Origin of the sequence: Streptomyces sp. NPDC058663 (assembly GCF_042716745.1) — a bacterium.
In the GTDB taxonomy this organism is placed as follows: domain Bacteria; phylum Actinomycetota; class Actinomycetes; order Streptomycetales; family Streptomycetaceae; genus Streptomyces.
In genome coordinates this window covers 13,978-32,174 of the sequence record NZ_JBHXRV010000057.1, presented here as the reverse complement: position 1 = coordinate 32,174, position 18,197 = coordinate 13,978, and the positions used below count along the sequence as shown (strand labels likewise).

The window sequence follows — 18,197 nt, the reverse complement described above, 5'->3', positions numbered from 1 at the left end:
CGTGAACGACCCTACCCACCAGTCCACCCCCACCGACGACGCCCGACGGATCCGCGAAATCCTCACCGACGTCGCCGACCGCATCGACCGCGTCCCCCACTACGCCACGCACCCCATGACCGACCACGTCCAGCGCACCGCCGTCCGGCTCGCCACGTGGAGCTACCACGGCATCTACGACACCGCGGTCATCGTCGACAACGACACCGCCGCCGCGCAGACCGCGCTCGCCGACCTCCCGCCCGCCGGCACCCGAGCCGAATACGCGCAGGCCCTGCGCGACCGCCTCGACGCCCTCGACGCCCTCACCTCCCTCGGGCTCGACCCCACCTGCCTCGTGTCCGCCACACGACACAACGCGCTGCTGATCATCGCCTCGCAGCAGCAGGCCGACCCCTGGCCGTACACCATCGACGTCGTCCGGCAGCCCACCGACGCCGAGACCGACCCCGGTCTGCCCGACGACGAACGGATCGCCCCCGGGACATGGCTCATCCAGTGGCAGGCAGGCGCCGACACCGCGGCCGACCTCCCGCACACCCTCACCCGGGTGCTGGACATCCTCGTAGGCGGCGCACGATGAGCGACAACACCAAGCACAGCCCCCGAGCGCAGGGCATCATCGAGCAGCCCGCCACCGTCGACGCATGCCGGCGCGACTACCAGGCCGGCGCAGCCGACCGCGCGACGAGCGAGCGGCAGCAGCGCCACGACGACCGCCGGGCGAACGGGGGTCGGTCGTGAAGAAACCGAAGGCCGTCCACCTCAGCCCCCCGATCCCCGGTGTCCGGTACAAGGCCGTCGAACGCACCCGCACCACGACCACCGACATCAACAACGACCCCCGCGAGACCCCCGAGACCTACCGGGTCTACGTGCCGCGCCCGGCCCGCGACCTCGACCGCGCGCTGCGCCTCGGCGTCGTCACCCTCGCGGTGCTCGTCACCACGTTGGCGATCATCTGGTCAACCGCGAGCATCGGCGATCTGCTCGCCGTCGTCACCGTCGCCGCGATCGCATACGGCGCGGCCGCCGTCTTCGACGCAGCGTGGATCGCCTGCATGGCAGTCGAGTGGCTGGAGCGCCACGACCCGAAGCGAGCAGAACCCGCTCGCAACGCCGGGTGGGCGTTCCTCGCCGGCAGCGTCGGCGCGATCGTCGCGCACGGCTGGATCTTCGGCGACATCGCGATCGGCGCCGTCGGCGGTGCCGTCTCCGTGGTCGCCAAAGGGCTGTGGATGATCGTCATGAGGCTGTACGCCGTCCCGCTCGGCGAAGGTCCCCGGTCGTGGCTCTCGCAGCGACGGCAGGAACTCGCCGCGGAAGCCGTGATCAGCGCTGAACTACGCCGCTTCGACACGGCGCAGGCACGGCACGCCGCCCTGTACGGCAGCAGCCCGGCCGAGGCGACGGTGCAGCAGCTCGTCGAGGCGCAGCCCGAGGCCGAGCTGCCCCAACCCCCCGCCGAGCCGCCTCGGCGCGCACCGGGTGAGGTGCTCGAATCCGAGCTCGCCGGGCTGCCCCCGTCGAGGGCGATCAAGATCGTGCACGACGCCCGGCCGTACCTCACCCTGGGGCAGCTCGCCGAGGTCCTCGCGCAGTACGGACACAACGTAACCGACCTCGACGTCGCGATCGTCCTCGGTCGCACCGCCGCATCGGCAGCCGCATCACGTGATGCGGCCGCACCGCACCACACTGATACGCCCCCGCCGCAGCACGTCGTCATCACCGTCCGGCAGCCCGACCCCGCCCCCCTCGCACCGGCCACGGCCGCCGCACCCGAGCAGCCCGATACGGACACGAGTGATGCGGTGATGCGCGCAGGTCAGACCGCAGATGCGGGTGAGCAACTCGCCCTCGACGAGCCGCCGTCGACCGACCGCATCATCGCTGATGCGGTCGCCGAGGCGGGGCGTATCAAGGCTGACGCGGTGCGCGCCGTCCGGAAGGTGCTCCCCACGGACGCGAGCGCCGCCGCGGTCGCCAGGCACCTGCACCGGCACGGCATCGAGACGGACGACGCATACGTGCGCACGGTCGACGCGCGCGACCGGCTGAAAGCCATGAAGCGCGCACAGCAGCGCGCCGAGCAGTCGCAGCCCGAGCCCGGCACCGGCTTCTACAACTAGGGGGCGCAGATGACCACCAACGACCACACCACCGCGCCCGGCACCGCCGAACTCGACCCCGACGAGCGCCGCATCCGCAACATGCTGCGCCGCCGGGTCGACGGCAGCGAGCCGCTCCCGCAGCAGCCCGCCCTCAAAATGTGGATGATCCCCGCCCCGCCCGCGCACCCCCCGGCCGTACCCACCCCGACCGCGGTACCGGACCCCGAGCAGCCGACCGATGGCGCAGCAGCACCTCGCGGCGGGGCGCGGCTGCCGGACTGGCGGCACCCGAAACCGGTGCTCACCCTGGTCAAGGACGACGAACCCGAGGCCGACGGCGAACTCGCTGAGCCTGAGCTCGACCAGGACGACGAGCCCGAGGCCGACCAGGTCGACGCGTCGGCCGACGCCGCAGAGCCCCCCACCACAGTGGCGACAGCAGCAGACCCCGAAACCGCGTCGCACATCGCAGAGATGCGCGCCGGGATCGACCAGATCGCGAAGAGCATCACAGCCGACCCCAAGCAGCGCCGGCGCCTCTCCGTCGGGCTGTACAACACCGGCGCGGCAGGCGTCGGCTACGCAGTTGGGATCGTCCCGTGGGCGCTCGGCAGGCTCACGCACTACGGAGCGGCCGACCCGCGCGAAGGAGTCGTGATCGGCCTCGGACTGATCGCCGTCTGCGCCGTCGCCGAGATCCGCACCCGCCGGTGCCGCAACCGTGAGCAGCCCGCGCTCGTGCAGCTCGTCGGCTGGATCGCCCGCGTCCCCCTCGCGTCCACCGTGCTCGCGCTCGCCCTGTACGGGCCCAACGCCACACTCTGACCTCGAAGGACACCATGAACACCACCCTCGCGGCCGGGCCCGGAGCGACCGTCATCGGCAGCCTTGGCACGGGCGGGATTGCGCTCGTCCTCTTCACCGCGCTCGTCCTCGGCACCAGCAAAAAGTCCAAGATCAAAATGTCGCAGACCGTCGCGCTCACCCTCGCACTCTGCACCGGAACCATGCTGATCGCCGCAGGCCAAATCTGGGGAATCCCCCACAACTTCACCAAGGGCGCGCTGGACGCCGCGAAGATCGGAACCGGCAGCGGACCGCTCGGCGACGTACAGCCGGGCGCCATCGCGATCGTCCTGGTCCTGATCGCCTACATGGTCACCCTCAGCCCCCGCGCATCGGCAGTGACCGGGATCGTCATGGCGACCGTATTCGGCGGTGCAGGCGGCGCATGGGCGATGATCTGCGTCTCGATCGGCGACTTCTTCAAGGGGCTCGCCTGATGAGCGACCAGACGCAACAGGCGCGCGCCACCCTCGGCACCATCGTTCGCACCGCGTACGCCGAGGCGGCCGCCCCCATCGCCGCCGAGCGCGAGACGTGGCGGGCGCTCGTTGCCGGGTCGTGGATGCTCCTGTGCCGCGCCGGGCGCTGGGTCGCGGACGGCGACGGTACCGACCGGCTGTGGCACGCAGCCGGGCTCGCGTGGGCCCTCGCCGCTGCCGGATGGGGCATCGGACAAGCACCGTGGACGGTCGCCGTGCTCATCCCCGCGTGGGCATGGGCCGCCCTGCGAGTCGCGACTGTCCCTCCCCCCGGCAAGATCGAAAACGAGGCGACGGAAGAAGCCGGCGCAGCCGAGGACGACGCCGAGGAGATTGTCGAGCCCCCCACCGACGCCGAGTTCATCACCACCGTCACCGACCTGATCGGCACCCGGAACGGAGTCCTCCTGCGCACCATCGTCGAGCACTACCACGAGACCGGCGTCGACCCCGCGTGGGGCATCCCCGAAGTACGCGCGATCTGCACCCGGTTGGGCATCCCCGTACGGGACCGACTGAACACCCGCTCGGGGCTGTCCGTCGGGGTCCACGGCGAGGCATTCCGGGCTGCTCTCAGCACCCTCGCCGAGCCCCTCACCAACCCCCCGCCCGACGCCCCTGTCGACCCCTCGGCGAACCCCTCTCCCAACCCCTCGCCCGACGCTCGCCCTAAGCGCCGGTTGTGGCGCAAGTAGTCCCAATCTGACCTGCGAAAACTACCCGCCAACTACCCCCGAACTACCACCCCAACTACTCACCCCGAAAGGGGTTTTGGATCACCCTCGAAAGGGGTCCCGTGTGTCCTACAGATACCGGTGCGGACAGTGCCGGACAACCTCGCCCCCGGCCCCCACCCGCCGCGCCGCCGAAGCCGAGGGCGCATGGCACCGAGCACGCGAACACTCCGGCCACCACCCCGACGACGAGACGGTCGAACCCGATCAACAGAACGAGCTCGGCATCGGCGCACTGCTCGCGCTGCTGCTGCTCGGCTGCCTGATCGCCGCAGCCTGCAACCGCCTGATCTGACCCACCACGAAAGGGACCCAAGTGACCGAGAACCACGACCACGACCCGTACGAAGGAATGACCAACCGCGACGTGATGAGCGCCGACGAGATCGAGGAGTACGACCGCGACGGCGAGTTCGCGCTCGACGCCGCAGACGAGGAACGCTTCGCCGCCGAGGAGACGGCGGCCGCCGAGCACGACGACGGCGAAGAGCGCTAACAACCCAGACACCCGAGGCGGCCGCATCACTGCCAGGCGACCGGCCGCCCCGGGCCCACCCATCCCGAACACGCGAGACAGGACTGCCCATCATGGCACTGAAGAAGAGCATGCCGATCAGCGAGCTGCGCGACCTCAACGAGCAGAGCCGAGCAGCAGCCGGCGGCCGCGACCTCCAGCCGACGAACGGTCGGGGCAAGCCCGTACCCGGCACCCCCAACGGGACCGGCGGCCGACTGCGACCGTGACCCCGCACGACGCCTGATTGCGTCATGCTGAACGCGCGCCCCGACTCGTCCCAGCCTCTCGGGGCGCACCTACGAGAGGAGGGGGGCAACCAGTGCGGAAGAAGATCGAGCACGTCCCCACGGGCAAGCACCTGACCCTCGACGAGCTCGCCGAGTTCGTCGCCGACGCCTACGCGGCCGGAGCGAGCGGTACCGACGTGCCCACCGGCCGGCTGTCGCTCGCGGGGAAACTACAGCGGCTCGCCATCGAGGTAGACGCGAGCCCATCGGGCGAGTGAATCGCCTGCGTTTCGTCATCGAATCGAGTGCGAATCGTCGACGAATCGAGGACGAAACGCGATCGAATCGCACGCCGAATAATCACATCCCCGCAGCTCAACGCATTCTGTCCCGGGGGGACTCCCTCGGGACTCGCGCGCGCGGGGTCCACTCCACTCCACTCCAGTACCTATGGGGGCGGGGGTGAGAGAGCATCCACCGGCAGTACCGGGCACACGCCCGAACCGCCCCTCTCTCACCCCACCACGCTTGACGATCACGACCACGTGTCGCAAGATTGGGCGCAGTTCCGCATGCCCGGAAACAGAAACCCCCCGAAACCCCCGCCACCCCCCGCGGGGGTTTTCGCGTTCCCAGGTGACCGATGAACCCGACACCCACACCCCGCACCCCCATCCGCTCAGTGCGCGCCGTCTGCCTGATCAAGGGCTGCACCGGACCCACCATCGACCGCCGGACATGGGGCGGCACGATCCTGCTGCGCACCCACGAACACAACACCCCCCACCCCCGTCGAGAGGACCCGCCACCATGCGCGTACGCCTCACCGACGGCACCCGCCGGGTAGACATCCACACCCACCCCACCGAGCACACCCCCCTCGACCACATCGAGGCCACCGCCCTACGACTGCTCGCCGCCCTTGGCACCGACCCCGAGCCCGAGCAGTCCAACCCGATCGGGTTCGTAGCCCTCGACTCCACCATCGAACGCGCCGACCCCGACATCGAGCCCGACTTTGAGGACGACCAAGCATGAGCGGCCAGTGGGCAGGCAGCACACGACGCGACGAACTGCCGGCCGACTGGCACACCGTCATCCGCCCGTACGTCCTGCACCGCGACGAGTACCGATGCCGATGGCGCGAAGGCGGTCGGGTCTGTGGTCACCACGCCAACCAGGTCGACCACATCAAGCCGGGCAACGATCACCGGTACGAGAACCTGCAAGCACTGTGCGAGCACCATCACTTGAAGAAGAGCAGCCGCGAGGGCAACACCGCGCGGTGGCGAGACCGAGCTCGGCGGCCGCCCGAAAGGCACCCCGGGCTCATCTGAACGGCCAGACCCGGCCGAGGGGTGGGGGGTGACTCCCCCTCCCCACCCCGCAGGAGCCTCGGGAGGTGCTGCGGGCCTGGTTGTGTACGGGTCTGGCGAAAACGGCCACGTGGCGGCACGTGGGCGGCTCGCTGGCGGGCGAGCGTGAGGGCGGCAGGGTGATTTGATGCCGGGCGGTTGAGGGGCCACACACGGCGTCTCACCCTGTCGCCTCACTGATACGCGACTGATACATGCAGGTCAGAGACCTGAAAGCGTACGCGGCGCTAGACTGGTGGCATGCCGACACCGACCTGCGCCCACTGCGAGCAGCCGCTGCGCATCACCGCGCGGCGCCACGCGATCTACTGCACGCCCCGGTGTCGCGCCGCAGCGCATCGCGCGCGCCGCACCGTCCCCGCCGAGCTCACCCGCCGGCCGCGGTGGATCCGACACAGCGCCCGCAAGGTGCCGCTCACCGTGGGCGGTTCGGTGGCGAGCAGCACGGACCCCTCGACCTGGTCGCGCCACGCGGACGCCGCGGCGTCGGCGGCCGGCGCCGGGCTCGGGTTCGTCCTGAACGGCGACGGCGTCGTGTGCCTCGACCTCGACCACTGCATCGCGCCCGACGGTGGACTCGCCGCGTGGGCGCAGAACATCTTCGACGCTGCTGCCGACTCGACGTGGGTCGAGGTGTCCCGCTCGGGGACCGGGCTGCACATCTGGGGACTCGGCGCGCTGCCGCACGGCAGGCGCATCACGCTCGACGGCGGCGGCTCTGTGGAGCTGTACGCCGATGGCCGGTACATCGCGGTTACCGGGGCGACGTTCGGCGGCACGCCGCAGCGTCTCAGCTCGGTGCAGCACTTGATCGACGCTTTGCTGTAGCGCCCCGACACGGGTGTGCTGCGGCGCACCCGACACGGGAGGTACAGCTATGCCGTTGTTCCGCAAACGCCCCATCATGATCTCGGCTCTGCAATGGGTCGAAGACATGGCCATGTGCGAAATGAGTGACTTCACGAACGGTCTCGTGCAGCTCAATGACGTGGGCCGTGAGTTCCGCGTGTACGACCGTCTGCACGACACGTGGGTCCGGTTCGAGTACGGCGACTGGATCATTCGAGGCGTGCAGGGTGAGTTCTACCCGTGCAAGCCGGACGTGTTCGAGGCGACATACGAGCCGACCAAGCTCGCGCCGGGCGAGACGGACGTCGACGCCGAGGCGGTGCAGGGATGACCCGCATTCAGGTCCTCGAACTGCCCGAGGGGGCAGGCGACGAGCGGCCGCCGTTCGTGCTCGTCGTCGACGAGTGCGCGCCGCGCCGCATCATCATCGGGATGGACCACGCGCCGGTGCGCGATTACTGGGCCGTGGCTGCTGAGCAGATGGGCGCGCGCGGCGTAGTGGTCACGGCCGAGACGGTCGAGATCCCGGCGAACGCGCTGCTGCCGTTTGGCGAGTCGGCTGAACGCGTCGACCTGGCCGACGGCATCAACGCGCGGGCCGTCGAGGTCGAGTCGAAGTTCGCACGGTGGGTCGACGAGCAGCATCACCGCGACCTCGGGCTCATGGATCGGGTCACGGATGCGCTCGGCGTTGACCGGCTGCGTGATTGGGACGAGATCGTGTGGGCGATCGAGAACAAGCTCAGTGCGGTGCGGGCAGAGAATGGGGGCGAGTGATGGCAGGCATGGGGCCGGCCCCGAAGGACCGAAAGGTGCGGCGTAACAAGGACGCGATCCCGCAGACCGTTCTCAGGTGGGAGAGCGCCGGGGCGCCCGAGCTGCCTGAGTTCCGGATCGAGCGCGACGGGCAGCTCGTCGAGTTCGTGTGGCCCGAGCGCACCCGCGAGTGGTGGCAGACCTGGATCGACAGCCCGCAATCGGAGCACTTCGGGTCGTCTGACTGGCAGGTGCTGCTCGACACGGCGCTCGTGCACGCGCGGCTGTGGCGCGGTGATCTGTCCGCGGCCGCCGAGCTGCGGCTGCGGGTCGCGGCGTTCGGGGCGACGCCCGCGGATAGGGCAAGGCTCAGGATGGTGTTCGCCGAGGCGGACGGGCTCGACGGCGGCCGCGGTTCGAGCGGCGGACCGTCGGCGCGCGAGCGGTTCGGCGCGGCCAAGCTGCGATCACTGCCGGGCGGGAAGAGCTCGGCAGACGACACGTAGGGGGCGGCATGCCGTGGCGCGGCCCCGAGTTCGAGGGCGAGCGCCCCACGTTGGGTTGGTACGTCCTCGACTGGATGATCGCCAATCTCGCGCAGCCCGGCCGGGACGACGGCGAGCCGTTCGTGCCCACGAAGGAGCAGGCGGATTTCGCGCTCGCGTACTACGAGCTGCACCCGGTGACCGGCAAGCGGGTCGTACACCGGGCGCTGCTGAGTCGGCCGCGAGGGTGGGGAAAGTCGCCGTTCGTCGGGGCGATCGCGCTCGCCGAGGCGTGCGCCGACGTCGTCGCCGACGGGTGGGATGCGTACGGCGAGCCGGTCGGCCGGCCGTGGCATTCGGTCCGGACGCCGCTCGTACGTATCGCTGCGGTGACCGAGCAGCAGACCGACAACACGTGGACTCCGCTTCTGGAGATGGCGCGCGGTAAGTCGCTGTCGACCGACTACGGGCTCGACGTCCTCGACACGGTGATCTACCTGCCGCGTGGCGAGATCACCCCGATCACTTCGTCGGCGACGAGTGCCAAAGGGGACCCGGCCTGTTTCGCGAGCTTGGACCAGACCGAGGAGTGGAAGGAGACGAACGGCGGGCGGAAGCTCGCGAAGACGCTGCGCTTCAACGCGGTGAAGATTGGCGGCAGCGTCATCGAGACGCCGAACGCTTTCACCCCGGGTGAGGGGTCCGTCGCTGAGCAGTCCGCGGCTGACTATCAGGCGATCCTCGACGGGCGGTCGCGTGCGCGCGGCATCCTGGTCGACCACCGGGAGGCGCCGCCCGAGACGGACATGAGCGACGAGCGGTCGCTCGTCGCTGGTCTGCGGTACGCGTATGGCGACAGCAGCGATCACCCCGACGGGTGCGTGCTGCACGATCCGCCGTGCCCGCCCGGGTGGTCGCCGATCGAGGGGATCACCGCCGCGTTCTGGGACACCTCGAACGAGCCGCAAGACCTGCGCGCCGACTTCCTGAACCAGATCACCCACGCGTCCGACGCGTGGCTGACACAGCCTGAGGTGCGGGCGTCGTCCGACCTCGGCAAGGAGGTCCAGCCCGGCGAACGAATCACGCTCGGGTTCGACGGGTCACGGAAGCGGGCGCGCGGGGTGACGGACGCAACGGCCCTGATCGGGTGCCGGCTGTCCGATGGGCACGTGTTCACACTCGGCGTGTGGGAGCAGCCGCAGCGCCCCGAGGTTGGGCCGGACGGCGCGGTGATCGAGTGGCAGGTGCCGGTCGTCGCGGTGCTCGCCGCGATCGCCGAGGCGTTCGCGACGTACGACGTCGTCGGGTTCTACGCCGACCCTGCCAAGTGGGAGAGCCACGTCGCGGACTGGGAAGCGGCGTACGGGCCGCGGCTGAAGGTGCGTGCGACTCGGCAGCACCCGATCGAGTGGTGGATGACCGGAGGCCGCAGCACGTTGATCGTGCGGGCGCTGGAGAAGTTCCATACCGCGCTGGCCGAGCAGGAGCTCACGCACGACGGCTCGTCGGCGCTCGTACGGCACCTGCTCAATGCCCGGCGGCGTAAGACCCGGTCCGGGATCCAGATCATGAAAGCCAACCCGGACAGCCCGGACAAGATCGACGCCGCGGTTGCCGCGGTCCTCGCGTGGCAGTGCCGCCTCGACGCGATCGCGGCCGGGGTCGCCGTCGAGGAAGAGTCGATGGGCGGGTTCACGTTCTGACGAGCCCGGAAGGGGGCGACGATGCTCGACGACACCCCGGACTCGCCGGACTGGTGGCTGCTCAAGTTGGGCCGGATGATGCGGGGCCGCGAGGGTCAGCTCAACGAGTGGTGGCGGTATTACAAGGGGCGGCCGCCGCTGCCCGAGCTGCCGAAGAATGCGGCGCAGGCGTTCATCGACTTTCAGCGCAAGTCGCGCACGAACTTCTGTCAGTTGATCGCGAACGCTTCCGTGCACCGGCTGCTCGCCCTCGGCGTCACCGGCCCGGATGGTGAGCCGGACGATCGGGCGTCGCGGTGGTGGCAGCAGAACCGTCTCGACTCGCGGCAGAAGCTGGTGTGGCGGGTCGCGATGACACAGAGCGTCGGGTACATGCTCGTCGGCCCGCACCCGACCCGCGTCGAGGAGAACGGGCGCCCGTCGCCGCTGATCACCGCGGAGCACCCGCGGGAGTGCATCGTGTGGACGGACCCCGAGACGGGCGAGCCGTCGGTCGGGCTGAAAGCCTGGCACGACGAAATCGACGGCCACGGATACGCGGTCGTGTTCTTCGACGACGTGTCGTTTCCGTACCGGACGCGCGAGCGGTGTGGGCGCCGGCTGCCGTGGGGGCCCGATTCGTGGGAGTGGATCGGTGACGACCAGGGTGAGCCGCACGACCTTGGCATGCTGCCGCTCGTCGAGTTCGCCCGTATGCCGGACCTCGGCGAGGATCCCGAGCCTGAGTTCGCGGGCGTGCTCGACATTCAGGACCGGGTGAATCTCGGGATCTTGAACCGCATGGCGGCGTCGAGGAACGCAGGCTTCCCGCAGAAGTGGATCAAGGGACACAAGTTCGCGAAGAAGGTCGACCCGGTGACCGGGCTCATCACGGTCGAGCAGCCGTTCGTGCCCGGCCCGTCCGCGATCTGGGTGAGCGAGGGTGACGACGCGCAGTTCGGGCAGCTCGCGGCCGCCGATCTGAGCGGGTTCCTGAAGGAGCATGCGAGCGACGTACGCGACATGCTGATCTTGTCGCAAACCCCCGCCTACTACTACGCCGGCGACCTGGTGAACATCGCGGCCGACACGATCGGGGCGCTCGACATCCTGCACGTGGCGAAGGTGCGCGAGCACATCGCCGCGTTCGGCGAGGGCATCGAGTCCGTGATGGCACTGTGCGCCGCGCAGGCGGGCGTACCCGAGGACTACACCGAGGCCGAGGTGCGGTGGGCGAACCCCGCGCACGCGAGCCTCGCCGTTAAGGCCGACGCCGCGACCAAGCTCAAGAGCATCGGTTACCCGCTCGACGTCGTCGCCGAGGAGATGGGCGAGACGCCCGCCACGGTGCGGCGCATCACGGCGGGCGCGGCGTCGCAGGCGCTGCTCGCCGCGTCGCTGCTGCCCGCACCGGGTGCAGCACCGACGGCCGGCAACCTCGCGGACGACGGCGGGGTGCCCGGTGGGTGAGGCGTTGCAGGCGGCGCTCGCCGAGCGGTACGACGCGCTGTCGGGTTCGCTGCGGGATCGGCTGATCTCGTTCGTCCTGTCCGCGTTCGACAGTCTCGGCTCGTACCGGGATGCCGACGCCGCGGTGTTCATCGAGCGGGTGCTGCCGGTCGTGCTCGGCGTGCAGCAGCAGATGGGGCAGATCACCGATGCGTACCTGTCGGCGATGATCGCGGACATGCTCGGCGGTGCGGCCGCCCCGGTGGGGGTGCAGCTCGACGAGGCGCTGCGCGGCACCCCACCGGAGACGGTCTACCAGCGTCCGTTCGTGCAGATGTACACGGCTTTGTCGCACGGTGCGGATTACGTCGACGCGCTCGCGCAGGGCCGTAACCGGCTGCTGTCCATCACGGAGACCGATCTACAGCTCGCCCGGACCCATGCGGCGCGGCAGTCGATGGAGCGAGGCGGCGTGAAGTTCTATCGCCGACGCCTGTCGTCGGGGCGGAACTGCGCGCTCTGCACGATCGCGTCGACGCAGCGGTACCGGGTCGAGAACCTCATGCCGATTCATCCGGGCTGCCACTGCAAGCCCAAGCCGTTGCCCGGCAACCAGGACCCCGGGCAGGTCATCGACGAGGAGCTGCTCGAAGCGGCGCACGACGCGATCGCCCGTGACATCGGCGAGTCCGATCGCGGCGGCCGCGCCCCCGACTACCGCGACGTGATCATCACGCGCGAGCACGGCGAGATCGGCCCGCTCCTGGCCGTTCGCCGCAACAACTTCACGGGCCCGGACGACATCCCGGCCGCGTGACCAGGCGCCGACACGGCGCACCCCATCACCCCACCCGACACGGGAGACACCACCATGCGCGCAGCGCTCCGCTCCACCCTGCCCCGCGTCCAGACGGCCGCCTGGTCGCACCCGTACCCGGTCACCCCGTGGTCGCCCGTGCTCTACGCGGACGGCGGCGAGGGCGACCAGGGCGGGAAGGACGACACCGACAAGGGCAAGGGCGACGACACCGACGCCAAGCCCGACAAGGGGAAGAGCGATTCGGAAGTCGAGAAGTGGAAGGCGCTCGCGCGCAAGCACGAGGAACGCGCGAAGGAAAACGCCGCCGCGGCGAAGGAGCGCGACGAGCTCAAAGCCGCAACCGCGACCGAGAGCGAGAAGGCGGTAGCCGAGGCGGTCAAGAAGGCGGTGGCCGAGGAGCGGTCGGCGGGCGCGGCCAAGCTCGCACGGCAGGTGTTCCTCGCGGGCGCGGCCGGCCGACTGGAGAACCCTGCCGATGTCGTCGAGGACGTGAACCTCGCGAAGTACATCGACGCGAACGGCGACGTCGACGAAGACGGGCTCGCGAAGTTGATTGACCGGCTCGCCCCGAAGAAGTCCGACACGGACGACCAGGGCGACGGCGACGGCGACCAGGACGGCGGGCGCGACACGCGCCGCCGGACGCGCGGGAGCGGCTACCAGGGCACGCGTCGCCGGGCGGGCGGCGACAGCAAGGGCGGCGGCACGCTCGCCGAGGGCGCCGAACTGTATAAGTCGCTGCTCGGCGGCGGCGACCAAAAGACCTGATCCCGGGAGGGACAACAGATGAACCTCAACCAGCGGACCGAGACATTCGGGTCCGACGATCAGTCGTGGCTCGGTTCCGAGCACGGCACACAGGCGACCGAAACGATCGTGCTCGACACGAGCACGTTCACCGCCGGTACGCACTACCCGGATGGATTCTTCAAGAGCGGGATCCCGCTCGGACAGATCACGGCCGGGGGCAAGTACGGGCCCTACGACAACGCGGCGAGCGACGGGCGGCAGACCCTGGTCGGGTTCCTGTACGCCGCGGTCGGCGCACCGACCGTCAACACCGTGGACCCGGCCGGGGCGATGCTCACGCACGGCAAGGTGCGTGAGGCGCGCCTGCCGGTTGCGGTCGACGCCGCCGGCAAGGCCGAAGTTCCCCAGATCCGGTTCGTCTGAAAGGGAGTGACCTAGATGAGCTGGGTACTGAGCACCGAATTCATCGAGCCGAAGCGGCTCACAGGCCTGATCCGGGCGGCGCTCGCCGATCTCCAGGTCAACCGCTTCACGCTGTCGCGGTGGCTGCCGAACGTCGAGGTCGACGACATCGTCTACGAGTACGTCAAGGGTGGCGGCGGGCTCGCTGAGACCGCAAGCTTCCGGGCGTGGGATGCCGAGTCGAAGATCGGTCGCCGTGAGGGGATCGGGAAGGTGATGGGCGAGCTCCCGCCCATCAGCGAGAAGATCACGCTCAACGAATACGACCGGCTGCGCATGAGGCACAGCGCCCGCGAGGACGCGATGCCGTTCATCGCGAGGGACGCAAAGCGACTCGCCCGGAACATCTCGGCCAGGTTCGAACTCGCCCGCGGCAGCGCGCTCGTGAACGCCGCGGTCGCCGTGCCCGAGCTGAAGACCACCGTGGACTTCGGGCGCGCGGGGTCGCTCTCGGTGGTTGCCGCGGTGCTGTGGTCGGATCACGCGGCCGCGACGCCGATCAACGACCTGCGGGCGTGGGTGCACACCTACGAGGACATCAACGGGGAGACCCCGGCCGTGATCCTCGCGCCGACGGCGGTCGTCGAGAACCTCGCGATGTGCGAGCAGATGATCCGGCAAGCGTTCCCGCTGGCACCCGCCGGCACCGCCCCGATGATCAACGGGGAACAGGCGAACTCGATCCTGCGGTCGCTGAACCTCCCGCCGATCGAGACGTACGACGCCCGCGTAAAGGTCGACGGGGTCGCGACGCGGATCACGCCGGGCAACGCGATTGCGCTGCTGCCCGCGGCGGGTCCGTCGACGGCGGCCGCGCCGTCCGATCTCGGTGCGACGCTGCTCGGCACCACTGCCGAGTCGTTGGAAGAGGAGTACGGGCTTGAGGCGGGCGAGCAGCCTGGCATCGTGGCCGCGCTGTGGAAGGCCAAAGACCCGGTGCGGATGTGGACGCACGCGGCTGCGGTCGGTCTGCCGGTGCTGCGTGAGCCGAACCTGACGATGAAGGCGCAGGTGCTCGCATGAGTCGGCGCCTGATCGGTTACGTGCACGTCGGCGGGCGGGCGTACGGCCCTGACGACGAAGTCCCTGCGGACGTAGCTCGCCGTATCGGCGACCACGCGTGGCAGGACCGGGCCGACGTCGAGGACCTCGACGACCAGGCCGACCAGGGCCAGGCGCCGCCGCGGTCCGGGCGGGGCTCGGGCGTCGAGGCGTGGCGGGCGTTCGCCACGCAGCACGACGTCGAGGTCGCCGACGACGCGACCCGCGAGGACATCATCGCGGCGTGCGAGGCGGCCGGCGTCATCGAGCAAGAGGAGTAGCGGGGATGGCGGCGGCGTTCGCGACGGTCGAGGACTACGAGCGGCGCGCCGCCGTCACCCTCGCCGGGGCCCGGCGCGACCAGGTCGAGGCGTACCTCGACGACGCGTCGGCGCTCATGCGCAGGCACATCCCGGCCGGGTACACCCCGGATGCCGAGACGACTCGGGCGATCGTCATCGCGGTGACGCGGCGGGTGATCGCGAACGGAGGCGGGTACCGGCAGCGCACGATCGGCCAGTACTCGGAGACGCTCGGCGAGAACGGCGGGCTGTACCTCACCGACGACGAGATCGGGCAGCTACAGCCCGATCTCGTCAGTGACCCCGACGCCGATGCCGCGTACACGGTCGGGCTGCTCGACCAGGCGCCGCAGGGGTGGCGGGATGATCCCGCGGATTGCTGGGGCCGCGGCGGGTGGCTGCCGTGATCGGTGAGGATCTCCTGCCCCACGTGGTCGAGGTCGAGCACCCCGGCCGGACGACAGACCGGTACGGCAACGAGGTCGACGACTGGTCGACCTCGACGCGCACACCGGTCGCTGCGTGGATGCAGCAGAACACCGGGGCCGAGGACACCGAGCAGCGGAACGCGCAGATCGGCGAGTGGCTGCTGCTGTGCAACCCGTACGACGTCGACGGCGGCGTGCTCACCGTGCACGGCGCCGACCGCGTCCACTGGCACGGCGCCGTGTACGAGGTGCTTGGCCCGCCCGGACCGGCGTATGAGCCGACCGAGCTGCACCACTACGAGATCAGGCTACGAACCGTAGAGGGGTGACCCATGGCCCGAGCCCGGATTACACCCAACCGGCGAGGGATCGCCGCGCTACTGAAGAGCGCCGGCGTCCGCGAGGTGATCGCCCGCAAGACGCAGGACGTCGCACGGGCAGCGACCGCGGCCGCCGAGCCGGATCACGGACAGTTCCGTACGGACATCAGCACCGAGGGCAACCGTGTCCGCGGTGCGGTGATCGGCGACTACGCGACGTCTGACCCCGAGGACTCGCGGCGGGCGCTGCTGCGCGGGCTGGACGGCGGCTCGTCGTGAGCGCACCGCCGGTGGTCATGCCGGACGCCGTGGCGGTGGTGTGCGGGTGGCTGCGCGAGCAGCTCACCGCCCGGGGCATCACCGTGCCCGTCGGGTCGAGGGTGCCGTCGCCGCGGCCGATCCGGTTCGTACGGATCGAGCGGCTCGGCGGTCCGGCCGCCACGGTCGCGCATGACCGGCCCCGCCTCGATGTGCACTGCTGGGGCCCGGACGAAGGCGGCGCGCACGACTTGATGCAGGTCTGCCGGGCGCTGCTCGGCGCTGCCCGCGGTACGTACGGGGCGACGACGCTCGCCCGGCCGGCGGTGGGCGGTCCGCAGTGGCTGCCCGACGCCACCTCGGGCCAGGCCCGGTACGCGTTCACGTCCGAAGTGACCTTGAGAGGGCAGGCGTTGTGACCGAAACCCCGCGGCTGGCCCGCGAGATCCGAGTCGAGCGGCACGGCCGGATCGCCCGACTGTTCTTCGACGGCGAGGAGTTCCCTTTCCACCTCGCAGGCGACGACCCGATCGTCGTCGGCCCGGTCACACAGGACGAGGTACCGACGGTGCGGTTCACCGTGCTGACCGACCGGGTCGCCCTGGTTAACGCCCTGGGCTACCAGGACCCCGAACCCAACGAAGTGGAGAAGAGCCCATGAGGATCACGTTCGCGTACCCGCGGACGACCGCGGACGGTATCGAGCACGAGCCCGACACGACCGCCGACGTCGACGACGCCGAGGCTAAGCAACTCATCAGGGACGGGTTCGCCCGCCACCCCGACCAGACGACCCGCGCATCGTCCAAGACCCTCGCCCCCGCGGGCGACAGGACTGAGAGCAAGGGGGCCCGTTGATGGCCGGGGATACCGCCAATGTGCGGCTGTGGGAAGGTGCGGATTTCTACGTCGCGCCCGTAGGTACGACTGCCCCGACGGACATCGTGACGGCGCTGGCCCCCGCCTGGAAACCCGTCGGGCTTCTGTCGGAGGACGGGGCGAGCGAGTCCCGCGATCAGGACACAGCGGACCACTACGCGTGGGGCGGGAAGCTCGTCCGCACCACGAAGAGCAAGCACAAGCGGCAGATCAAGGTCACCTGCCTTGAAGAGAACGCCGTGGCCTTCGGGCTCATCAACCCGGGTAGCACGGCGTCCACCACGGGCGGGGTGACCACCCGGGTCATCAAGGTCCCCAAGACTGACCCCCGCGCGATGCTGCTCGTGCTGCGAGACGGCGAGATCACGAAGCGCAGGGTGCTGCCGCGCGGCGAGGTGATCGAGGTCGGCGAAACGACCTTCTCCGACAGTGAGCTGTCCGCGTACGAGCTGACGATCAACATCTACCCGGCGGCCGACGACACCCTGTATCTCGACATCACCGACGACCCGCAGGCCGTAGTCGTCTGACCGGCGCGCCCTGCGCTTCCTCTACTGGCGGGCGGTCCGATCTGCGCGGGTCCGGACCGTCCGCCGCTCAACTCCCCTTGCACCCGCGCACAGAGAAGGGACCCGCGCCCATGACCACTCAGAAGAAGGCGGCCGCACGCCGGCCTGACGACAAGCCGTTCGACTTCAACCTCGACGCCGTGGAAGCCGAGGTCGAGCTCACCCCGTTCGTGTTCCAATACCAGGGGCGCCGCTGGACGATGGCCCACATGATGGAGCTCGACATCATGCCGCTGATGGTCGCTGCGCAGAGCGGCGACGCTGCTGCCATGGTCGGCTCATTCCGGGTCGCCCTCGGCGACGATTGGGCCGAGTTCCAAAAGGTGGGCCTGCCGAACTACAAGCTCCAGCCGCTGTTCGAGGCGTATCAGAAGCACAGCGGGATGCAGCCGGGGGAATCGCTGGCCTCGACCGGCTCCTGAGGGAGCACGGCGAGGCAGTCGAGGCAGACCTGCGGCAGTACTACGGGGTCCGTCTGGCGGATCTCTACCGCACGTGCGAGGGGTGTGCGGGCGTCCGCCTCACGTGGCGCGAGCTGGGCGTGCTCGTGCGCCAATTCCCTGCGGGTGCCCGTACTCGGGTCGCGCTCGGTGATACCGACAGTCAGTGGGGGCTCGCCGAGCACGTGCAGGCGCTGGTCGTTGATGAGCTGCGCGTCGCGAATTGGCAGCGCGCCAACAGCGGTCTGAAGCCTCACGAGCAGAGCCCCTTTCCTGAGCCGATGGACCGGCCGGGCGTACAGCAGAAGAAGCGGCGGGAGATCACCGCCGAGGATCTGCTCGCGCACCGAGAACGTCACCTGCACGCGGTCGCATAGCGGCGTACCGCCCAACCCATCCGGAAGGGCGGTA

At 70.0% G+C, this 18,197-nt stretch carries 32 protein-coding genes; all 32 read left to right on the top strand.

Going from position 1 to position 18,197, the window contains the following annotated elements; genetic code table 11:
- The first annotated feature begins 1 nt into the window (after nt 1).
- Complete coding sequence (locus ACFWVV_RS32055) at nt 2-583, top strand: hypothetical protein (RefSeq protein ID WP_384343061.1); 582 nt, start codon at nt 2-4, stop codon at nt 581-583.
- Complete coding sequence (locus ACFWVV_RS32050; protein ID WP_384343059.1) at nt 580-744, top strand: hypothetical protein; 165 nt, start codon at nt 580-582, stop codon at nt 742-744. Before ACFWVV_RS32055 ends, ACFWVV_RS32050 begins: the two co-directional genes overlap by 4 nt.
- Nucleotides 741-2,132: a hypothetical protein gene (locus ACFWVV_RS32045; RefSeq protein ID WP_384343057.1), complete on the top strand. Its 1,392-nt coding sequence runs from the start codon at nt 741-743 to the stop codon at nt 2,130-2,132. Before ACFWVV_RS32050 ends, ACFWVV_RS32045 begins: the two co-directional genes overlap by 4 nt.
- A gap of 9 nt (nt 2,133-2,141) precedes the next feature.
- Nucleotides 2,142-2,939: a hypothetical protein gene (locus ACFWVV_RS32040; protein WP_384343055.1), complete on the top strand. Its 798-nt coding sequence runs from the start codon at nt 2,142-2,144 to the stop codon at nt 2,937-2,939.
- Nucleotides 2,940-2,953: 14 nt separating this feature from the next.
- Nucleotides 2,954-3,397 carry a hypothetical protein gene (locus ACFWVV_RS32035; RefSeq protein WP_384343053.1) on the top strand — a complete coding sequence of 148 codons (444 nt, stop codon included), beginning with the start codon at nt 2,954-2,956 and terminating at the stop codon, nt 3,395-3,397.
- A complete protein-coding gene (locus tag ACFWVV_RS32030) occupies nt 3,397-4,134 on the top strand; it encodes a hypothetical protein (protein ID WP_384343051.1) in 738 nt (245 codons plus the stop codon). Before ACFWVV_RS32035 ends, ACFWVV_RS32030 begins: the two co-directional genes overlap by 1 nt.
- A 103-nt stretch (nt 4,135-4,237) precedes the next feature.
- On the top strand, nt 4,238-4,468 hold the full coding sequence (locus ACFWVV_RS32025; RefSeq protein ID WP_384343049.1) for a hypothetical protein: 231 nt from the start codon (nt 4,238-4,240) through the stop codon (nt 4,466-4,468).
- Nucleotides 4,469-4,489: 21 nt separating this feature from the next.
- Nucleotides 4,490-4,669: a hypothetical protein gene (locus ACFWVV_RS32020; RefSeq protein ID WP_384343047.1), complete on the top strand. Its 180-nt coding sequence runs from the start codon at nt 4,490-4,492 to the stop codon at nt 4,667-4,669.
- 92 nt (nt 4,670-4,761) lie between these two features.
- Nucleotides 4,762-4,917 carry a hypothetical protein gene (locus ACFWVV_RS32015; protein WP_384343045.1) on the top strand — a complete coding sequence of 52 codons (156 nt, stop codon included), beginning with the start codon at nt 4,762-4,764 and terminating at the stop codon, nt 4,915-4,917.
- Between the two features lie 92 nt (nt 4,918-5,009).
- A complete protein-coding gene (locus ACFWVV_RS32010; protein ID WP_384343043.1) occupies nt 5,010-5,195 on the top strand; it encodes a hypothetical protein in 186 nt (61 codons plus the stop codon).
- Nucleotides 5,196-5,727: 532 nt separating this feature from the next.
- On the top strand, nt 5,728-5,955 hold the full coding sequence (locus ACFWVV_RS32005; protein ID WP_384343042.1) for a hypothetical protein: 228 nt from the start codon (nt 5,728-5,730) through the stop codon (nt 5,953-5,955).
- Nucleotides 5,952-6,254 (top strand): HNH endonuclease, encoded by a 303-nt coding sequence (locus tag ACFWVV_RS32000; RefSeq protein WP_384343040.1) that lies wholly within the window; start codon nt 5,952-5,954, stop codon nt 6,252-6,254. The genes ACFWVV_RS32005 and ACFWVV_RS32000 overlap by 4 nt, the downstream gene beginning before the upstream one ends.
- A 279-nt stretch (nt 6,255-6,533) precedes the next feature.
- Nucleotides 6,534-7,121 (top strand): bifunctional DNA primase/polymerase, encoded by a 588-nt coding sequence (locus ACFWVV_RS31995; RefSeq protein ID WP_384343038.1) that lies wholly within the window; start codon nt 6,534-6,536, stop codon nt 7,119-7,121.
- 121 nt (nt 7,122-7,242) lie between these two features.
- The gene (locus ACFWVV_RS31990; RefSeq protein ID WP_384343036.1) at nt 7,243-7,473 is read left to right on the top strand and encodes a hypothetical protein; all 231 of its coding nucleotides are present in this window, start codon (nt 7,243-7,245) and stop codon (nt 7,471-7,473) included.
- Nucleotides 7,470-7,919: a hypothetical protein gene (locus ACFWVV_RS31985; protein WP_384343034.1), complete on the top strand. Its 450-nt coding sequence runs from the start codon at nt 7,470-7,472 to the stop codon at nt 7,917-7,919. Before ACFWVV_RS31990 ends, ACFWVV_RS31985 begins: the two co-directional genes overlap by 4 nt.
- 35 nt (nt 7,920-7,954) lie before the next feature.
- Complete coding sequence (locus tag ACFWVV_RS31980; protein WP_384343032.1) at nt 7,955-8,404, top strand: hypothetical protein; 450 nt, start codon at nt 7,955-7,957, stop codon at nt 8,402-8,404.
- 8 nt (nt 8,405-8,412) lie between these two features.
- Nucleotides 8,413-10,089: a terminase gene (locus ACFWVV_RS31975; protein WP_384343030.1), complete on the top strand. Its 1,677-nt coding sequence runs from the start codon at nt 8,413-8,415 to the stop codon at nt 10,087-10,089.
- Nucleotides 10,090-10,110: 21 nt separating this feature from the next.
- Nucleotides 10,111-11,538: a phage portal protein gene (locus tag ACFWVV_RS31970; protein WP_384343028.1), complete on the top strand. Its 1,428-nt coding sequence runs from the start codon at nt 10,111-10,113 to the stop codon at nt 11,536-11,538.
- Nucleotides 11,531-12,334: a hypothetical protein gene (locus ACFWVV_RS31965; protein ID WP_384343026.1), complete on the top strand. Its 804-nt coding sequence runs from the start codon at nt 11,531-11,533 to the stop codon at nt 12,332-12,334. The genes ACFWVV_RS31970 and ACFWVV_RS31965 overlap by 8 nt, the downstream gene beginning before the upstream one ends.
- Nucleotides 12,335-12,388: 54 nt before the next feature.
- Nucleotides 12,389-13,105 carry a hypothetical protein gene (locus tag ACFWVV_RS31960; protein WP_384343024.1) on the top strand — a complete coding sequence of 239 codons (717 nt, stop codon included), beginning with the start codon at nt 12,389-12,391 and terminating at the stop codon, nt 13,103-13,105.
- 18 nt (nt 13,106-13,123) lie between these two features.
- On the top strand, nt 13,124-13,510 hold the full coding sequence (locus ACFWVV_RS31955) for a head decoration protein (protein ID WP_384343022.1): 387 nt from the start codon (nt 13,124-13,126) through the stop codon (nt 13,508-13,510).
- A 15-nt stretch (nt 13,511-13,525) separates the two neighbouring features.
- Nucleotides 13,526-14,572 carry a major capsid protein gene (locus tag ACFWVV_RS31950; RefSeq protein WP_384343020.1) on the top strand — a complete coding sequence of 349 codons (1,047 nt, stop codon included), beginning with the start codon at nt 13,526-13,528 and terminating at the stop codon, nt 14,570-14,572.
- On the top strand, nt 14,569-14,871 hold the full coding sequence (locus ACFWVV_RS31945) for a hypothetical protein (RefSeq protein WP_384343018.1): 303 nt from the start codon (nt 14,569-14,571) through the stop codon (nt 14,869-14,871). The genes ACFWVV_RS31950 and ACFWVV_RS31945 overlap by 4 nt, the downstream gene beginning before the upstream one ends.
- 5 nt (nt 14,872-14,876) lie before the next feature.
- Nucleotides 14,877-15,299, top strand: a complete 423-nt coding sequence (locus ACFWVV_RS31940) for a hypothetical protein (protein WP_384343016.1) — start codon at nt 14,877-14,879, stop codon at nt 15,297-15,299.
- Nucleotides 15,296-15,649: a hypothetical protein gene (locus ACFWVV_RS31935; protein WP_384343014.1), complete on the top strand. Its 354-nt coding sequence runs from the start codon at nt 15,296-15,298 to the stop codon at nt 15,647-15,649. The genes ACFWVV_RS31940 and ACFWVV_RS31935 overlap by 4 nt, the downstream gene beginning before the upstream one ends.
- Nucleotides 15,650-15,652: 3 nt before the next feature.
- On the top strand, nt 15,653-15,919 hold the full coding sequence (locus ACFWVV_RS31930) for a hypothetical protein (RefSeq protein ID WP_384343012.1): 267 nt from the start codon (nt 15,653-15,655) through the stop codon (nt 15,917-15,919).
- Nucleotides 15,916-16,317, top strand: a complete 402-nt coding sequence (locus ACFWVV_RS31925) for a hypothetical protein (RefSeq protein ID WP_384343010.1) — start codon at nt 15,916-15,918, stop codon at nt 16,315-16,317. The genes ACFWVV_RS31930 and ACFWVV_RS31925 overlap by 4 nt, the downstream gene beginning before the upstream one ends.
- Nucleotides 16,314-16,559, top strand: coding sequence for a hypothetical protein (locus ACFWVV_RS31920; RefSeq protein WP_384343008.1), 246 nt, complete (start codon nt 16,314-16,316; stop codon nt 16,557-16,559). The genes ACFWVV_RS31925 and ACFWVV_RS31920 overlap by 4 nt, the downstream gene beginning before the upstream one ends.
- Nucleotides 16,556-16,756: a hypothetical protein gene (locus tag ACFWVV_RS31915; RefSeq protein WP_384343006.1), complete on the top strand. Its 201-nt coding sequence runs from the start codon at nt 16,556-16,558 to the stop codon at nt 16,754-16,756. The genes ACFWVV_RS31920 and ACFWVV_RS31915 overlap by 4 nt, the downstream gene beginning before the upstream one ends.
- Nucleotides 16,756-17,307, top strand: a complete 552-nt coding sequence (locus tag ACFWVV_RS31910; protein ID WP_384343004.1) for a hypothetical protein — start codon at nt 16,756-16,758, stop codon at nt 17,305-17,307. Before ACFWVV_RS31915 ends, ACFWVV_RS31910 begins: the two co-directional genes overlap by 1 nt.
- A gap of 110 nt (nt 17,308-17,417) precedes the next feature.
- Nucleotides 17,418-17,768: a hypothetical protein gene (locus tag ACFWVV_RS31905; RefSeq protein WP_384343002.1), complete on the top strand. Its 351-nt coding sequence runs from the start codon at nt 17,418-17,420 to the stop codon at nt 17,766-17,768.
- Nucleotides 17,769-17,893: 125 nt separating this feature from the next.
- Nucleotides 17,894-18,163, top strand: a complete 270-nt coding sequence (locus tag ACFWVV_RS31900) for a hypothetical protein (protein WP_384343000.1) — start codon at nt 17,894-17,896, stop codon at nt 18,161-18,163.
- The last annotated feature ends 34 nt before the right edge of the window (nt 18,164-18,197 follow it).

What these genes read in the sequence shown, in the direction of transcription:
- ACFWVV_RS32050 (WP_384343059.1), top strand. Translation starts at nt 580, where the DNA reads ATGAGCGACAACACCAAGCACAGCCCCCGAGCGCAGGGCATCATCGAG.
- ACFWVV_RS31985 (WP_384343034.1), top strand. Translation starts at nt 7,470, where the DNA reads ATGACCCGCATTCAGGTCCTCGAACTGCCCGAGGGGGCAGGCGACGAG.
- ACFWVV_RS31915 (WP_384343006.1), top strand. Translation starts at nt 16,556, where the DNA reads ATGAGGATCACGTTCGCGTACCCGCGGACGACCGCGGACGGTATCGAG.
- ACFWVV_RS32035 (WP_384343053.1), top strand. Translation starts at nt 2,954, where the DNA reads ATGAACACCACCCTCGCGGCCGGGCCCGGAGCGACCGTCATCGGCAGC.
- ACFWVV_RS31940 (WP_384343016.1), top strand. Translation starts at nt 14,877, where the DNA reads ATGGCGGCGGCGTTCGCGACGGTCGAGGACTACGAGCGGCGCGCCGCC.
- ACFWVV_RS31950 (WP_384343020.1), top strand. Translation starts at nt 13,526, where the DNA reads ATGAGCTGGGTACTGAGCACCGAATTCATCGAGCCGAAGCGGCTCACA.
- ACFWVV_RS32015 (WP_384343045.1), top strand. Translation starts at nt 4,762, where the DNA reads ATGGCACTGAAGAAGAGCATGCCGATCAGCGAGCTGCGCGACCTCAAC.
- ACFWVV_RS32040 (WP_384343055.1), top strand. Translation starts at nt 2,142, where the DNA reads ATGACCACCAACGACCACACCACCGCGCCCGGCACCGCCGAACTCGAC.
- ACFWVV_RS31910 (WP_384343004.1), top strand. Translation starts at nt 16,756, where the DNA reads ATGGCCGGGGATACCGCCAATGTGCGGCTGTGGGAAGGTGCGGATTTC.
- ACFWVV_RS31995 (WP_384343038.1), top strand. Translation starts at nt 6,534, where the DNA reads ATGCCGACACCGACCTGCGCCCACTGCGAGCAGCCGCTGCGCATCACC.
- ACFWVV_RS31990 (WP_384343036.1), top strand. Translation starts at nt 7,243, where the DNA reads ATGAGTGACTTCACGAACGGTCTCGTGCAGCTCAATGACGTGGGCCGT.
- ACFWVV_RS31905 (WP_384343002.1), top strand. Translation starts at nt 17,418, where the DNA reads ATGACCACTCAGAAGAAGGCGGCCGCACGCCGGCCTGACGACAAGCCG.
- ACFWVV_RS31970 (WP_384343028.1), top strand. Translation starts at nt 10,111, where the DNA reads ATGCTCGACGACACCCCGGACTCGCCGGACTGGTGGCTGCTCAAGTTG.
- ACFWVV_RS32005 (WP_384343042.1), top strand. Translation starts at nt 5,728, where the DNA reads ATGCGCGTACGCCTCACCGACGGCACCCGCCGGGTAGACATCCACACC.
- ACFWVV_RS31930 (WP_384343012.1), top strand. Translation starts at nt 15,653, where the DNA reads ATGGCCCGAGCCCGGATTACACCCAACCGGCGAGGGATCGCCGCGCTA.
- ACFWVV_RS32030 (WP_384343051.1), top strand. Translation starts at nt 3,397, where the DNA reads ATGAGCGACCAGACGCAACAGGCGCGCGCCACCCTCGGCACCATCGTT.
- ACFWVV_RS32000 (WP_384343040.1), top strand. Translation starts at nt 5,952, where the DNA reads ATGAGCGGCCAGTGGGCAGGCAGCACACGACGCGACGAACTGCCGGCC.
- ACFWVV_RS31975 (WP_384343030.1), top strand. Translation starts at nt 8,413, where the DNA reads ATGCCGTGGCGCGGCCCCGAGTTCGAGGGCGAGCGCCCCACGTTGGGT.
- ACFWVV_RS31945 (WP_384343018.1), top strand. Translation starts at nt 14,569, where the DNA reads ATGAGTCGGCGCCTGATCGGTTACGTGCACGTCGGCGGGCGGGCGTAC.
- ACFWVV_RS31955 (WP_384343022.1), top strand. Translation starts at nt 13,124, where the DNA reads ATGAACCTCAACCAGCGGACCGAGACATTCGGGTCCGACGATCAGTCG.
- ACFWVV_RS31960 (WP_384343024.1), top strand. Translation starts at nt 12,389, where the DNA reads ATGCGCGCAGCGCTCCGCTCCACCCTGCCCCGCGTCCAGACGGCCGCC.